General features: G+C 70.7%; 10 protein-coding genes and 1 riboswitch. Of the genes, 5 read left to right on the plus strand and 5 right to left on the minus strand.

Annotated elements, in window-relative coordinates; genetic code table 11:
- Nucleotides 1–97: 97 nt before the first annotated feature.
- Nucleotides 98–1,588: a YibE/F family protein gene (locus ACIP4X_RS26525; RefSeq protein WP_401350938.1), complete on the minus strand. Its 1,491-nt coding sequence runs from the start codon at nt 1,586–1,588 to the stop codon at nt 98–100.
- A gap of 71 nt (nt 1,589–1,659) precedes the next feature.
- A riboswitch (TPP riboswitch) is annotated at nt 1,660–1,837 on the plus strand.
- Here ACIP4X_RS26525 and thiC point away from each other — a divergent pair.
- The gene (thiC, locus tag ACIP4X_RS26530; RefSeq protein WP_391459024.1) at nt 1,830–3,662 is read left to right on the plus strand and encodes a phosphomethylpyrimidine synthase ThiC; all 1,833 of its coding nucleotides are present in this window, start codon (nt 1,830–1,832) and stop codon (nt 3,660–3,662) included. (Overlaps the previous riboswitch by 8 nt.)
- A 128-nt stretch (nt 3,663–3,790) precedes the next feature.
- On the opposite strand, the gene ACIP4X_RS26535 is transcribed toward thiC, so the two are convergent.
- From ACIP4X_RS26535 to ACIP4X_RS26545, 3 genes are all read right to left on the minus strand, one after another.
- Nucleotides 3,791–4,651: a hypothetical protein gene (locus ACIP4X_RS26535; protein WP_358732107.1), complete on the minus strand. Its 861-nt coding sequence runs from the start codon at nt 4,649–4,651 to the stop codon at nt 3,791–3,793.
- 182 nt (nt 4,652–4,833) lie between these two features.
- Entirely contained in the window at nt 4,834–5,931 is a 1,098-nt protein-coding gene (locus ACIP4X_RS26540) for a metallophosphoesterase (protein WP_401350940.1), read from the minus strand.
- A 226-nt stretch (nt 5,932–6,157) separates the two neighbouring features.
- A complete protein-coding gene (locus ACIP4X_RS26545; RefSeq protein ID WP_100570486.1) occupies nt 6,158–7,270 on the minus strand; it encodes a LacI family DNA-binding transcriptional regulator in 1,113 nt (370 codons plus the stop codon).
- 430 nt (nt 7,271–7,700) lie between these two features.
- Here ACIP4X_RS26545 and hisC point away from each other — a divergent pair, with 430 nt between their 5' ends.
- The 4 genes from hisC to cydD all read left to right on the plus strand — a co-directional run bounded on the left by hisC (nt 7,701) and on the right by cydD (nt 15,193).
- A complete protein-coding gene (hisC, locus tag ACIP4X_RS26550) occupies nt 7,701–8,780 on the plus strand; it encodes a histidinol-phosphate transaminase (RefSeq protein ID WP_358732104.1) in 1,080 nt (359 codons plus the stop codon).
- Between the two features lie 313 nt (nt 8,781–9,093).
- Nucleotides 9,094–10,602 carry a cytochrome ubiquinol oxidase subunit I gene (locus ACIP4X_RS26555; protein WP_401350943.1) on the plus strand — a complete coding sequence of 503 codons (1,509 nt, stop codon included), beginning with the start codon at nt 9,094–9,096 and terminating at the stop codon, nt 10,600–10,602.
- A 20-nt stretch (nt 10,603–10,622) separates the two neighbouring features.
- A complete protein-coding gene (cydB, locus tag ACIP4X_RS26560; protein WP_401350945.1) occupies nt 10,623–11,627 on the plus strand; it encodes a cytochrome d ubiquinol oxidase subunit II in 1,005 nt (334 codons plus the stop codon).
- A gap of 59 nt (nt 11,628–11,686) precedes the next feature.
- Nucleotides 11,687–15,193, plus strand: coding sequence for a thiol reductant ABC exporter subunit CydD (gene cydD, locus ACIP4X_RS26565; RefSeq protein ID WP_401350947.1), 3,507 nt, complete (start codon nt 11,687–11,689; stop codon nt 15,191–15,193).
- Nucleotides 15,194–15,233: 40 nt separating this feature from the next.
- On the opposite strand, the gene ACIP4X_RS26570 is transcribed toward cydD, so the two are convergent.
- Nucleotides 15,234–16,142, minus strand: a complete 909-nt coding sequence (locus tag ACIP4X_RS26570; RefSeq protein WP_401350949.1) for a Cof-type HAD-IIB family hydrolase — start codon at nt 16,140–16,142, stop codon at nt 15,234–15,236.
- Nucleotides 16,143–16,148 lie beyond the last annotated feature (6 nt).

Here is a 16,148-nt window from a genome sequence, read left to right on the forward strand (position 1 = left end):
GGACACGGGCGCTGCCGTAACGCTTCGCCACGGCCTCAGGGGGTGCAGGAACGCTTCGCCGGGTGCCCAGGAGGCAGAGACGGCCACGGGCCCGGCATCAGCGCCTGCGGCGCCTTCCCCTTCCGCCGCGCGCCGGAGCGGGCAGGGTGGCCGGTTCCGCGGCCTCCGTGGGTCCCGGACGGTCGGCCGAGACCACGAGCGCGGCCAGCGCCGTGGTGACCGGCACCGAGGCGACCAGGCCGATCGAGCCCACCAGCGTGCGCACGATCTCCTCCGCGACGAGCTCACTGGTGGCGACGGTCGTCACACCGCTCTGCGCGATGGAGAACAGCAGCAGCAGAGGGAGCGCCGCACCCGCGTACGCGAGGACGAGGGTGTTGACGACGGAGGCGATATGGTCACGTCCGATGCGGATGCCCGCCCGGTACAGCTCGCGCCGGCCCATCGCGGGATTGGCCTCGTGCAGTTCCCAGACCGCCGAGGTCTGGGTCACCGTCACATCGTCCAGGACGCCGAGCGAGCCGATGATGACACCGGCGAGCAGCAGGCCGCTCATGTCTATCGACGGATACAGGCCGTGGATCAGCCCGGTGCTGTCGTCGGTGTTGCCGGTCAGCGCGGCCCAGCCGATGAACAGGGAGCCCAGAACACCGATCAGCATCAGCGAGACCAGCGTGCCGAGTACCGCGACCGAGGTACGGGCGGACAGGCCGTGGCACATGTACAGCGCGATCAGCATGATGGCGCTGGCCCCCACCACCGCCACGACCAGCGGGTTCGATCCCTGAAGGACCGCGGGCAGGATGAACAGGTTCAGCACCAGGAAACTGATGGCCAGCGCGACCAGCGCCATGACGCCCCGCATCCGCCCGACGACCACGACGGCGAGCGCGAAGATACCGGCCAGCAGCGCCATCGGGAAGCGCCGGTCGACGTCGGTGACCGAGTACTGCAGGTCCTTGGGTGCCGAGGGCTCGTAGGCGACCACGACCTTCTCGCCCTGATGCAGCTGCCGGGACTGGTCGGGCTGCACGATCTCGGTGAAGGTCCGGCCCTTGTCGTTGCCGGTGTCCACCCGGATCGTGGCCTTCTTGCAGGCCCCGGACTGCTGCTGCTGTGCGGAGGAGCCCTCGGCGGTGGAGGTGTCGCCGGTCGGTGCGTCCCCGGAGGCGTTCACCGACCGGCAACTGACCCCGAGCACCTCGACGACGGTCGCCTGCTGCGTCTGCCGGTCGAAGCCGACGCCGGTGCGCTCGTGCGACGGGGCACCGCCCGGCCACAGAATGGCGAGCCCGGCCACCACCAGGACGGCGAACGGAATCAGGATCGCGGCGATCACCTTGCGGAGGTGCTTCGAGACGGGTGCGGCGGGCCCGTGGCTGTGACTGTGCCCGTGTCCGCCACCGCTCCCCGGACCGTGTCCGTGGTCGTTCCCCGGGCCGTGCCCGCCACCGGTCGCGGGACCGTGCCCATGGCCGATACCGGCGCCGTGCCCATGACTCGTACCGGTGGCTTCCTGGCCGTGCCGGAAGTCCTGTTCGCGCCGTGGTTCGGGCGGTGGATGGGGGAACCGCTCTGTCGTGGTCACCGCCCGATCATCGCAAGAACGGGCCGGGCCCACTGTTCACCGCGCCACAATGGACGCTAGCGTGGTGGCACCTTTGCACACGCGGGAGCTCGGAGCACCGGGCTGAGAGGGCGCTGACCTCCGTCTTCGCGATGTTTCACGTGGAACGTGCGATGTTTCACACGGGACGCCGACAGACGGACACCGCTGCGCCGACCGCCGAACCTGTTACCGGGTAATGCCGGCGTAGGGAGTAGGTCTCATGACCAACAAGGACGTACGCACGCCTGCCTCCAAGCAGCTCTCCGGCGACGAGGAGCAGATCGCTTCCGCCGCCTCCGGCGAGGAGGCCGGGAAGTCCATCGGCTGGCACAAGGGCTACGTGGAGGGCTCACGGCCCGATCTGCGGGTGCCGGTCCGTCAGGTGCACCTCACCAACGGGCAGTCGGTCACGCTGTACGACACCTCCGGCCCGTACACCGATCCGCTCGTCGGCACCGATGTCCGCCGGGGCCTGCCGCCGCTGCGGGAGAACTGGATCGTGGCCCGCGGCGACACCGAAGAGTACGCGGGCCGTCCGGTCCGCCCCGAGGACGACGGGATCAAGCACACCTCGCCGCGCGGCGGTCTGCGCAACCTCGACGCGGTGTTTCCCGGACGGCCGCGCCAGCCCCGCCGCGGCCGTGGCGGCCGAGCCGTGACACAGCTCGGGTACGCGCGGCGCGGGGAGATCACCCCGGAGATGGAGTTCGTGGCCATCCGGGAGAACGTCGCCCCCGAGACCGTCCGCGAGGAGATCGCGGCAGGCCGTGCGGTGCTGCCGGCCAACGTCAACCACCCCGAGATCGAACCGATGATCATCGGCAAGCGGTTCCTGGTGAAGGTCAACGCCAACATCGGCAACTCCGCGGTGACCTCCTCCATCGAGGAGGAGGTGGACAAGATGACCTGGGCGACCCGCTGGGGCGCCGACACGGTCATGGACCTCTCCACCGGCCGCAACATCCACACCACCCGGGAGTGGGTGCTGCGCAACTCTCCCGTCCCCATCGGCACGGTCCCGCTCTACCAGGCCCTGGAGAAGGTGGACGGCAGGGCCGAGGAACTGACCTGGGAGATCTACAAGGACACCGTCGTCGAGCAGGCCGAGCAGGGCGTGGACTACATGACCGTGCACGCCGGGGTGCGCCTCGCCCATGTGCCGCTCACCGCGAACCGCAAGACCGGCATCGTCTCGCGCGGCGGCTCGATCATGGCCGCCTGGTGCCTGGCGCACCACAAGGAGTCGTTCCTCTACGAGAACTTCGAGGAGCTCTGCGAGATCCTCGCCGCGTACGACGTCACCTACTCGCTGGGCGACGGCCTCCGGCCCGGCTCGATCGCGGACGCCAACGACGAGGCCCAGTTCGCGGAACTGCGCACGCTCGGGGAACTCGGCCGGATCGCCAGGCGTTTGAACGTACAGACCATGATCGAGGGCCCGGGACACGTCCCGATGCACAAGATCAAGGAGAACATCGACCTTCAGCAGGAGATCTGCGATGAGGCTCCGTTCTATACGCTCGGCCCGCTGACGACGGACGTCGCACCGGCCTACGACCACATCACCTCCGGCATCGGCGCGGCGATGATCGCCTGGTGGGGCACGGCGATGCTCTGCTACGTCACGCCCAAGGAACACCTGGGCCTGCCCAACCGTGACGACGTCAAGACCGGCGTCATCACCTACAAGATCGCCGCCCATGCGGCCGACCTCGCCAAGGGGCACCCGGGCGCCCAGGAGTGGGACGACGCGCTGTCCGACGCCCGCTTCGAGTTCCGGTGGGAGGACCAGTTCAACCTCTCCCTGGACCCGGACACGGCACGGGAGTTCCACGACGAGACCCTCCCGGCGGAGCCCGCCAAGACCGCGCACTTCTGCTCGATGTGCGGCCCGAAGTTCTGCTCGATGAAGATCAGCCACAGCATCACAGAGCAGTTCGGCGGTGCGGCGGCCGAGGGTGCCACGGCGGAGGAGATCGCCGAGGGCATGCTGCAGAAGTCGAAGGAGTTCGCGGAGGCGGGGAACCGGGTGTACCTGCCGATCGCCGACTGAGGCGCAAGGCGGGGCGGTGCTCTCGGCGAGTGGGCAAGGGCACCGCTCCGGTTGCTCCCGGGACGTGCGCCCGGCGCCGGTGGGGGCGAGGACGAGAGGGTGGGCTCAGGGAGAGGCGCTGGTGCTGGTTACTCCGGCTGGTGTTCCGGGCCTCCGAAGTCCGGGCTGCTGAAGTCGGGGCTGGAGAAGCGCGGGCGGCGGGTCGGGGCTCCGTCGTCCGGGCTGCTGAAACCCGGCCGGTCGTAGCCCAGTTGCGGCATACGGCCGGTCGGTGCCGCCGGGCCCGTATACCCCGCGGAGGGGGAGCGGGGATCGGCGAGCGCCTCGTGCAGGAACGGCAGGATGCCCCGTTCGAGCAGGGCCTCCTGCCAGGCATCCCTGGCCTGGGCGACCTCCTCGCCCAGTTCGGCGTAGGTGTCGCTGTGGAGCGAGGGCCGGTTGCGCAGCGCGGTGAGCAGCAGCCCGGCCGCGGCGGCGAGGATCGCGGCCGCCGTCAGGGCGCCGAACACCCAGCCCGCCGTGATCATGGACTGGGCGAACGCCTGGGCCGGGTCCAGCATCCTCAGGATGTAGCCGAGGAGCAGGAAGAGGGCCGCGGCGGTGCCCGCGAGGACGGGGGCGAGCACCGCGACGACGGCGCCCGCGCCCGCGCCGTGGGTCTCGGCGGCCTCGTCCATGGTGGCGGCCAGTCGGACCGGTCCGCCAGGATCCGCGGAGCCGGCCTCGGTGAGGGAGGACGGGACGGCCGGCGCCGGCCGCCGCAGTTCCTCGCGGAGCTTGACGTAGTGGTGGTACTCGGTCGCCGCGGTCGCCGTTATGACCGCGGTGGCGCTCAGCGCCATGGTGCGCAGTTGTTCCGAGTTGAGCCGCTGCCCGGCAGCGGTCGGTTCCAGGTGGTGCGGGGCGGCGCGCAGCGCCTCATCGAGGATCCGCTCGTATTCCTGGCGGTCCTCGCTCAGCAGGTGCTGCGGAACGCTGTTCATGTGCATCCCCCGATGCTCCGTAGGGCTTGGGGCTCGCATGGCGGCGAGCCGTCGGGCAGAAACGGAGGGGAGCCTGCTACGGATAAGCCGATGGTAGAGCCGTGACGGCGCGCGGTGACAGGGGGTTTCCACAAATTGGGTGGCGACCTGCGCGGTCGTCTCCGCTGGGCGGGCTGCCCGGTGAACGGTCAGATGCCGAGGGGCAGTTGTTCGACCAGCAGTTTTCCGGCCATGGTCACGCCGCCGTCCATCGCGATGGCGAGTCCGTCGGCGTAGACGTGCGGTCCCTCCACGACCGGACCGGCGGATTCCTCGCCCTCCTCGGAGCCGACTTCGCCCAGCAGATAGGGAATGGGGCTGTGGCCGTGAACGATTCGGGTGCCGCCGTACGTATCGAGCAGGGAGCGTACGGCGTCGGCGCCGCCCTCGTCGCGGAAGGAGAAGCGCTTGGTGAACTTGCGGAACAGTTCCCAGACTTCGTTCACGTCGTTGCGGGTGAGCGTCTCGCGGACGGTGTCGTTGACCTCTTCGATCGAGGCGCCGTACTCGAGGTAGGAGGTGGTGTCCGAGTGCACGAGCAGGTAGCCGTCGACCGCCTCGACGGCGTCGAGACGCGCCATCCACTGCAGGTGGTGGTCCTGGAGGCGGTCCATGTCGGACTTCTGGCCGCCGTTGAGCAGCCAGGCCGCCTGGAAGGTCGCGGTGCCCGCGCCGGAGTTGACGGGGGTGTCGCCGAACCGCTTGGCGCCGAGCAGCAGCAGCTCGTGGTTGCCCATGAGGGCCTTGCAGTAGCCGCCGGCCGCGGCCGCCTCGGCGGACAGCCGCATCACGAGGTCGATGACGCCGATGCCGTCCGGGCCGCGGTCGGTGAAGTCGCCCAGGAACCACAGCCGCGCGGTGCCCGCGCACCACTGGCCGGCGGAGTCGACGAGTCCCTTGGCCTGGAGCGCGGCGACCAGCTGGTCGAGGTATCCGTGCACGTCACCGACGACGTAGAGCGGGCCCGGGCCGGCGGCGGACTGCCGGGTCGGCGCGGAGGCCGGGTCGACCGCCGCCTGAAGCGTGTCAGCGCGCTTGATGACCGGCAGGTCGCGCTCGGTGGGCGTGTACGCGGCCGAGTAGCCCTCCTTGGGCGCCGCGGGGGCCTTGTCGGCCGGCCGCGCCGTTTCGGCGGGATGCGCGCCATGGGCGTACTGGCCGGTCTCGTTCACGTACGCGGGCACCCGGAAGTCGCGCAGCGTAGCCGTCCGCTCCACCTCGGGTCCCTGACCGGCCCCCTGAGTCATCGACCCCTCCACCATCGCGCCGCCTCTGCACCGCTTCGGACTGCCTGGTCGCAGCGGCCCGCGGTGTCGTGGGCCCATCATAGGAACGCGGATCGCGCCATGTGATGACCCAGGGGTGGTGAATCGGGACTGGACTCCGGTTCACCGTGGCTTTCGCCCCGATTGGGCAGTCTTCGGCTACCCCGCGGCCACCCGAGTCCCGGGCGGCCGAGGGGTCAGTCGTGTCCTAGCGGTCCTCCGACGCGCGGGGCGGGCTGACCGTCCTGCGCTGGGTGCGCCGCTGGGACGAGGTGCGCACGATCAGCTCGGTCGGTATGACCTGCTCGACCGGTTGGTCCGACTCGACCCCTTCGATGGCGTCGATGAGGAGCTGGACGACGGCCGTGCCGATCCGGCGTGGCTTCAGGGAGAGCGTGGTGATGGGCGGCTCGGTGCTGGCGTACACCGTGGACTCGCTGCAGCACACCAGCAGCAGGTCGTCGGGGACGCGCAGGCCGTAGCGGCGGGCGGCGGCGAGCAGGTCGGTGCCGTTCGGGTCGAACAGTCCGTAGACGGCGTCGGGACGGTCGGGGCGGGCCAGCAGCCGGTCGGCGGCGACGGCGCCCGCGCACGGGTCGTGGGCGGGGTAGGCCTCGTACACCGGGTCCTGGCCGACCCGCTTGCACCACTGGAGGTAGGCGGTCGTCGACAGGTGGGTGTAGGTGTCCGTCGTGGTGCCGGTGAGCAGGCCGATGCGGCGGGCGCCGGCCTCGGCGAGGTGGTCGAGGATGCCGAGGACGGCGGCTTCGTGGTCGTTGTCGACCCAGGCGGTGACCGGGAGCGCCCCGGCCGGGCGGCCGTCGCTGACCACCGGTAAGCCCTGCCGCACCAGTTCGCTGACGACGGGGTCCTGGTCGGAGGGGTCGATGACGACCGTGCCGTCCAGGGCGACGTTCGACCACACGTCGTGGCGCGAGGTCGCGGGCAGGATGACGAGGGCGTAGCCGCGGGCGAGCGCGGCGGAGGTGGCCGCCCGGGCCATCTCGGCGAAGTACGCGAACTCGGTGAAGGTGAAAGGTTCATCCCCGTACGTGGTCACGGTCAGACCGATGAGGCCCGACTTGCCGGTACGGAGCGTGCGGGCCGCGGCCGACGGGCGGTACCCCAGCCGGTCGGCGACCTCGCGGACATGGCGCCGGGTGGCGTCGGGGAGCCGTCCCTTGCCGTTGAGGGCGTCGGAGACGGTCGTGATGGAGACTCCGGCGGCGGCGGCCACGTCTCTGATGCCCGCCCGGCCCGGCCGGCTTCCTCGGCGTGAGGTTTCCGCGCGGCTCACCTGGTGCTTCCCTGCTGCTGTCATGGCGAGCCGATAGTAGGGCTCTTGCGGTGGGGTAGTGCGGACGCATATGCACGCGTTGACAGGCACGTTTCTGCATGGTCAATGGGGGGCAAGTGCCTTTGAAACCATGTCAGTTACCCGGTGTCATGTTAGGACGTGACCTGGTGGCACGCATGGGCCTGTCGAGCCCTCGATGTCTCGAAGAGGTCTCAACTCACCTTCACGGGGGATGCGCGCCACGGCGCAAGCCACCGGCGCGTAGATATATGTGTGACGCGCCCCCCAATTCGTACGTGTTCGTACGGGCGTGCCGTCGATGCCGTCGATGTCGGTGTGACGGACGTGGCCCGCCTTCGCGCGAGGTGATGGTCTCCGCCCCATACGCAGCGGCGCCCAATCCTCTTAAGGTGTGCAGTATTGGATGCCGGTGGTGGTCACGAGGAGGACTGCGGTGAGCGAGACAAGCCCGAAGCTGCGTGCCGAGCTGGAGGGTATCCCCACCTACAAGCCGGGGAAGCCCGCCGCGGCCGGCGGCCCGGTGGCGTACAAGCTGTCCTCGAACGAGAACCCCTACCCGCCGCTGCCGGGGGTGATGGAGACGGTGACGACGGCCGCCGCCGCCTTCAACCGCTACCCGGACATGGCGTGCACGGGCCTGACCAACGAACTGGCCGAGCGCTTCGGCGTGCCGGCCTCGCACGTGGCCACGGGCACCGGTTCCGTCGGTGTCGCCCAGCAGCTGATCCAGGCCACCAGCGGACCCGGCGACGAGGTCATGTACGCCTGGCGGTCCTTCGAGGCGTACCCGATCATCACGCAGATCAGCGGGGCGACCTCGGTGCAGGTCCCGCTGACGCCCGGTGACGTGCACGACCTGGACGCGATGGCGGACGCGATCACCGAACGCACGCGTCTGATCTTCGTCTGCAACCCGAACAACCCGACCGGCACGGTGGTGCGGCGGGCCGAGCTGGAACGGTTCCTCGACCGCGTGCCCTCCGACGTGCTGGTGGTCCTGGACGAGGCCTACCGTGAGTTCATCCGCGACGCCGAGGTGCCGGACGGCGTGACGCTCTACCGCGACCGGCCGAACGTCTGCGTGCTGCGCACGTTCTCGAAGGCGTACGGCCTCGCCGGGCTGCGTGTCGGCTTCGCCATCGCCCACGAGCCGGTGGCGGCGGCGCTGCGCAAGACGGCCGTGCCGTTCGGCGTGAGCCAGCTCGCGCAGGAGGCGGCGATCGCGTCGCTGCGCGCCGAGGACGAGCTGCTGGGCCGGGTCGGCTCGCTGGTCTGCGAGCGCACCCGGGTGGTCGACACGCTGCGCGCACAGGGCTGGACGGTGCCCGAGACGCACGCCAACTTCGTGTGGCTGCGGCTGGGGGAGCGGACGGTCCCCTTCGCCGAGGCCTGCGAGCGGGCCGGCGTGGTGGTCCGGCCGTTCGCGGGTGAGGGCGTGCGGGTGACCGTCGGGGAGACCGAGGCGAACGACATCTTCCTGAAGACGGCGGAGGCGTTCCGCAAGGAGATCTGATCCGGCCATGCCCGATCGAGCCATGTCCGATTCGGCCACGACTGATCAGGTTGCGTCTGATCCGGGTCGGGCCTGATCCGGCCGGACACGAGCCGGTCCTCGGTCGGCCGAAGGCGACGCGGGAGCGCGCGAGGAGCGCGGCGAGAAGGGGGTCCCCCGGGTTCCGGGGGACCCCCTTCCTCGTCTGAAAGTCGGTGGGTCATAATTGCTTGTGAATGTGAACGCGTTCACAAGTGAGTCCGATTGTTGCCTGTTGTGCAGGTCACATCGGGATCAACCGCCGTGATCGCGGTGACGTAAGGAGAGTGACGACGTGAACCTGGCTTTGGCGCCGGAGACACTGGCGCGCTGGCAGTTCGGCATCACGACCGTCTACCACTTCCTGTTCGTTCCCCTGACGATCTCGCTGGCCGCCCTGACGGCCGGACTGCAGACCGCCTGGGTGCGCACGGAGAAGGAGAAGTACCTCAGGGCCACCAAGTTCTGGGGCAAGCTCTTCCTGATCAACATCGCCATGGGTGTGGTCACCGGCATCGTGCAGGAGTTCCAGTTCGGCATGAACTGGTCGGACTACTCACGCTTCGTCGGTGACATCTTCGGTGCCCCGCTCGCCTTCGAGGCACTGATCGCGTTCTTCTTCGAGTCCACGTTCATCGGACTGTGGATCTTCGGCTGGGACAAGCTGCCCAAGAAGATCCACCTGGCCTGCATGTGGATGGTGTCGCTCGGCACGATCCTGTCGGCGTACTTCATCCTCGCGGCCAACTCCTGGATGCAGCACCCCGTCGGCTACCGGATCAACAAGGCCAAGGGGCGCGCCGAACTCACCGACTTCTGGGCGGTGCTGACCCAGAACACGGCACTCAGCCAGGCCTTCCACACGCTCGCGGCCGCCTTCCTGACCGGTGGCGCCTTCATGGTCGGCATAGCCGCCTACCACCTCGCCCGCAAGAAGCACGTGCGCGAGATGAAGACCTCGCTGCGGCTCGGCCTGGTCACGGTCGTCATCGCCGGCCTGCTCACCGCGGTCAGCGGTGACGTCCTCGGCAAGGTCATGTTCAAGCAGCAGCCGATGAAGATGGCCGCGGCCGAGGCGCTGTGGGACGGACAGGCACCGGCGCCGTTCTCGGTCTTCGCCTACGGCGACGTGGACAAGGGTCACAACACGGTGGCCATCGAGATACCCGGCCTGCTCTCCTTCCTGGCCAACGACGACTTCACCTCCCACGTCCCCGGCATCAACGACGTCAACAAGGCCGAGCAGAAGCAGTTCGGGCCCGGCGACTACCGGCCCAACATCCCCGTCGCCTACTGGGGATTCCGCTGGATGATCGGGTTCGGCATGGCGTCCTTCGCCATCGGCCTCGCCGGACTGTGGCTGACCCGCAAGAAGTTCCTGCTGCCACGGCATCTGCGGGTCGGCGACGACGAGGTGCCCCATCTGGTGCTGCTGCCGAACAAGAAGCTCAGCCCGAAGCTGACCACCTGGTACTGGCGCATCGCGATCTGGACGCTGGCCTTCCCGCTGATCGCCAACTCCTGGGGCTGGATCTTCACCGAGATGGGCCGCCAGCCGTGGGTCGTCTACGGCGTGCTGCAGACCCGGCACGCGGTCTCCCCCGGCGTCTCCCAGGGCGAGGTCCTCACCTCGATGACCGTCTTCACGCTGCTCTACGCCGTCCTCGCCGTGATCGAGGTCAAGCTGCTGGCGAAGTACGTGAAGGCCGGCCCGCCCGAGCTGACGGAGGCCGACCTCAACCCGCCCACGAAGATCGGCGGCGACGAGCGTGACGCCGACAAGCCGATGGCCTTCTCGTACTAGGCCGAGGGAGCTGCACAGCCATGGAACTGCACGACGTCTGGTTCGTTCTCATCGCCGTCCTGTGGACCGGCTACTTCTTCCTGGAGGGCTTCGACTTCGGGGTCGGTGTTCTCACCAAGCTGCTGGCCCGGAACCGGCCCGAGAAGCGGGTGCTGATCAACACCATCGGCCCGGTCTGGGACGGCAACGAGGTCTGGCTGCTCACGGCGGGCGGCGCCACCTTCGCCGCCTTCCCGGAGTGGTACGCCACCCTCTTCTCCGGCTTCTACCTGCCGCTGCTGGTGATCCTGGTCTGCCTGATCGTGCGCGGAGTCGCCTTCGAGTACCGGGCCAAGCGGCCCGAGGAGAGCTGGCAGCGCAACTGGGAGAACGCGATCTTCTGGTGTTCTCTGATCCCCGCCTTCCTGTGGGGCGTGGCCTTCGGCAACATCGTGCACGGGGTGAAGATCGACCGGAACCTCGAGTACGTCGGCGGGGTCGGCGACCTGCTCAACCCCTACGCGCTCCTCGGCGGCCTGGTCACCCTGACGCTGTTCACCTTCCACGGCACGGTGTTCACGGCTCTGAAGACCGTCGGTGACATCCGCGAGCGAGCGCGGAAGCTGGCCCTGCGCGTGGGGCTGCTGACGGCCGTGGCGGCACTGGCCTTCCTGCTGTGGACGCAGGCTCATACGGGCAACGGCAGGAGCCTGGTGGCGCTCGTCGTGGCGGTGGTCACCCTGGTGTCCGCGATGGTGGCGAACCAGGCGAGGCGCGAGGGCTGGGCGTTCGCGCTGTCGGGCGTCACCATCGTGGCCGCCGTGGCGATGCTGTTCCTGTCGCTCTTCCCGAACGTCATGCCGTCCACGCTCAACGCGGACTGGAGCCTGACGGTCACCAACGCATCGTCCAGCCCGTACACCCTGAAGATCATGACCTGGTGCGCGGGGATCGCCACGCCGATCGTCCTGCTCTACCAGGGGTGGACCTACTGGATGTTCCGCAAGCGGATCGGCACGCAGCACCTCGCCGAACCCGCGCACTGAGTCCGATGAGGGTGTGTTTCACGTGAAACACACCCTCGGGGCCGAAGGGCATGTTCTCGATGAAACCGATTGATCCGCGACTTCTGCGTCACGCCCGTGCCACCCGGCTCTTCCTGGTGGCCGTCGTGGGACTGGGCGCCATCGGGGCATGCCTGGTCATCGCTCAGGCGATGCTCATCGCCGAGGTGGTGGTGGGCGCCTTCCAGCACCGGATGCCGGTCGCCGAACTCCGCACCCCCCTTCTGCTGTTGGTCCTTGTCGCCTGCGGCCGTGCGCTGGTCGCCTGGCTGACCGAGCTCGCCGCGCACCGGGCGAGTGCGGCGGTGAAGTCCGAGCTGCGCGGGCGGCTGCTGGAGCGTGCGGCGGCGCTCGGCCCCGGCTGGCTGAGCGGGCAGCGCACGGGTTCGCTCGTGGCCCTGGCGACGCGGGGTGTCGACGCCCTGGACGACTACTTCTCGCGCTATCTGCCGCAGTTGGGGCTGGCCGTGGCCGTCCCGGTGGCGGTGCTCGCCCGGATCGTCACCGAGGACTGGGTCTCGGCGGCCATCATCGTCGCCACCCTGCCCCTCATCCCCGTCTTCATGATGCTGATCGGCTGGGCCACGCAGTCCCGCATGGACCGCCAGTGGCGGCTGCTGTCCCAGCTGTCGGGCCACTTCCTGGACGTCGTCGCCGGACTGCCGACCCTGAAGGTGTTCGGCCGGGCCAAGGCACAGGCGGAGTCGATCCGGCGGATCACCGGGGAGTACCGGCGGGCGACCATGCGCACGCTGCGGATCGCCTTTCTGTCCTCCTTCGCCCTGGAACTGCTCGCCACGCTGTCGGTGGCGCTGGTCGCCGTGACGATCGGCATGCGGCTCGTGAGCGGCGACGTGGACCTCTACACCGGGCTGGTCATCCTGGTGCTCGCACCCGAGGCGTACCTGCCGCTGCGACAGGTGGGCGCGCAGTACCACGCGGCGGCGGAGGGAATGGCGGCCGCCGAGGAGATCTTCGCCGTGCTGGAGACCCCGGTGCCCGAGTCCGGCACCGGGGCCGTGCCCACCGGCGCCCTGACCTTCGAGGACGTCAGCGTCCGCTATCCCGGGCGGTCCGCGGACGCGGTGACGGATGTGTCCTTCTTCGTACGGCCGGGGGAGACGGTCGCGCTCGTCGGACCGAGCGGCGCGGGCAAGTCGACCCTGCTGAACGTCCTGCTGGGGTTCGCGAGGCCCAGCGCGGGCCAGGTGCGCGTCGCGGAGGCCGATCTCGCCGACATCGACCTGGAGCAGTGGCGCTCGCGCATCGCCTGGGTCCCACAGCGGCCGCACCTGTACGCGGGAACGATCGCCGAGAACGTACGGCTGGCCCGGCCCGACGCCGACGACACCGCCGTGCGCGGAGCGCTCGCCGACGCCGGTGCCCTGGAGTTCGTGGACGCGCTGCCGGAGGGAACGGACACCCGGCTCGGAGAGGACGGGTCCGGACTCTCCGCCGGGCAGCGGCAGCGGCTCGCACTCGCCCGGGCGTTCCTCGCCGACCGGCCCGTCCTGCTGCTCGACGAGCCGACGGCCGCCCTGGACGGAGCGACCGAGGCGGAGGTCGTGGACGCGGTACGGCGGCTGTCCTCGGGCCGGACGGTGCTGCTCGTGGTGCACCGGCCCGCACTGCTGGACGTGGCGGACCGGGTCGTACGTCTCGACGGGACCGAGTCGGCCGGGCCGACGCCGGCCCGCACCGCCCGGACGCACGCCGCCGAGACACGCTCCGTGCGAACGGCGGAGACCGACCCGGCCTCCGCCCCGGCCGAATACACGGCCGAGGCCACCACCGCCGCGCGAGGCGCCCTCGCCCGGGTGCGGGCCATGTCCGGCCCCCGGCGCGGCCGGCTCGCCCTCGCGCTGCTGCTGGGCAGCCTGGCGCTCGGCAGCGCGGTCGGGCTGATGGCCACCTCCGGGTGGCTCATCTCCCGGGCGTCCCAGCAACCGCCCGTGCTCTACCTGATGGTGGCCGTCACGGCGACCAGGGCCTTCGGCATCGGGCGTGCGGTCTTCCGGTACGCGGAGCGGCTGGTTTCGCACGACGCGGTGCTGCGGATGCTCGCCGACACACGGGTGGCCGTCCACCGGAGGCTGGAGCGGCTGGCGCCCGCGGGGCTGCGCCGGATGCGCCGCGGCGACCTGCTGACGCGACTCGTCGCCGACGTGGACGCGCTCCAGGACTACTGGCTGCGCTGGCTGCTGCCCGCCGGTGCCGCGCTGACCGTGTCCGCCGCCACCGTCGCCTTCACGGCCTGGCTGCTGCCGGAGGCCGGGGCGGTGCTCGCGGCCGGTCTGCTCGCCGCAGGGGCGGGCGTCCCGGTGATCACCGCGGCCGTGGCCCGGCGCGCCGAGCACCGGCTCGCCCCGGCGCGCGGCGCCCTGGCCACCCGCGTGACCGAACTGCTCACCGGAACCGCCGAACTGACCGTCGCCGGCGCCCTGCCCGCCCGCACCGCCGAAACCCGGCGGGCCGACCGGCTGCTCACCCGGATCGCCTCGCGCGCCGCCACCGCCACGGCGCTCGGCGACGGGCTCACCGCGCTGATCTCCGGACTGACCGTCGCGGCGGCCGCCCTGGTCGGCGTCCAGGCGGTCGCCGACGGGCGGCTCGGCGGCGTGGCCATGGCCGTCGTCGTCCTCACCCCGCTCGCCGCCTTCGAAGCGGTCCTCGGCATGCCGCTCGCCGTACGCCACCGGCACCAGGTACGCCGCAGCGCGGAGCGGGTCCACGAAGTCCTGGACGCCCCCGAGCCCGTCCGCGAACCGGAGCTGCCCCTGCCGGCGCCCGCCTCGCCGTTCCCGCTCACCGTCAGCGACCTGACGGCGCGGTACGCGGGGCAGGACCGGGCAGCGCTCACCGGAGTCGACCTGACGCTCCAGGAGGGCCGCAGGGTCGCCGTGGTCGGGCCGTCCGGCTCCGGCAAGACGACGCTCGCCCAGGTGCTGCTGCGCTTCCTCGACGCGGAGGCGGGCACGTACACCGTCGGCGGCGTCGACGCCCGCGCCCTGGCCGGCGACGACGTACGGCGGCTGGTCGGGCTGTGCGCCCAGGACGCGCACCTCTTCGACAGCTCGGTCCGCGAGAACCTGCTGCTCGCGAGGAAGGACGCGACCGAGGCCGACCTGCGGGACGCCCTCGCCCGGGCCCGGCTGCTCGGCTGGGTCGACGCGCTTCCCGACGGGCTGGACACGCTCGTCGGCGAGCACGGTGCCCGGCTGTCGGGCGGACAGCGTCAGCGGCTGGCCCTGGCCCGCGCGCTGCTCGCCGACTTCCCGGTGCTGGTGCTCGACGAACCCGCCGAACACCTCGACCTGGCGACCGCCGACGCGCTCACCGCCGATCTGCTGGCCGCCACCGAGGGCCGTACGACGCTGCTCATCACCCACCGCCTGGCCGGGCTGGAGGCCGTGGACGAGGTGATCGTCCTCGACGAGGGGCGCGTCGTCCAGCGGGGACCGTACGCGGAACTGGCCGCGCTGCCGGGGCTGCTGCGGCGGATGGTCGAACGCGAGACCCAGACGGAGCTGCTGGTGGGCGTGGGGTAGCGGCCCGCTCGCGGGCCGCCCCCGGCGGGCGGCCCGCCCGCTACGGCCGCTCGCCCAGCAACCGCTCGATGACGACCGCGACGCCGTCCTCGTCGTTGGCGACCGTCCGTCCGGACGCCGCGGCGATCGCGGCGGGGTGCGCGTTGCCCATGGCGTAGGACCGGCCGGCCCAGGTGAGCATCTCGACGTCGTTCGGCATGTCGCCGAAGGCGACGACCTCCTCCTGGGAGATGCCGCGCTCGGCACAGCACAGGGCCAGCGTGCTCGCCTTGGAGACGTCCGGACCGCTGATCTCCAGCAGGGCGCTGGGGCTGGACCGGGTGATGGAGACGTGCGCCCCGGCGGCGAGGCGGGCGAGGGCGAGGAAGGCGTCGGGAGCCAGCGTGGGGTGGTGGGCGAGGATCTTCAGGATCGGCTGCTCTGAACCGACTCCGCCCGGCGCCAGCAGCTCCTCGGCCGGCGCGAGGACGTCGGGTACCTCCATGTGCAGCTTCGGATAGGCCGGCTCCTGATGGAAGCCGTAGGTCTGCTCGACCGCGAACATCGTGCCCGGAGCCGCCTCGCGCACCAGCCGCACGGCTTCCAGCGCGTTCTCCCGGGCCAGCTCGCGCACCTTCACGAAACGGTGGGTGCCGGGACCGCCGTGCAGGTCGACCACGGCGGCGCCGTTGCCGCAGATCGCCAGACCGTGGCCGTGGACGTGGTCGCTGACCACGTCCATCCAGCGGGCCGGGCGGCCGGTGACGAAGAAGACCTCGATGCCCGCCTCCTCGGCCGCCGCCAGGGCGGCGATCGTGCGCGGGGAGACCGACTTGTCGTCGCGCAGCAGGGTGCCGTCGAGATCGGTGGCGATCAGCCGAGGCGGAACGCCGGGGGTGCCCCCCGGCTCGAACGAGGTCGAGAGCTGGGATGAGGCCGGGGTCTCTGGCTGTCGAGTCGCTGAGGTCACCGCGTC

Source organism: Streptomyces sp. NPDC088817 (assembly GCF_044750345.1).
Classification (GTDB): Bacteria; Actinomycetota; Actinomycetes; order Streptomycetales; family Streptomycetaceae; genus Streptomyces.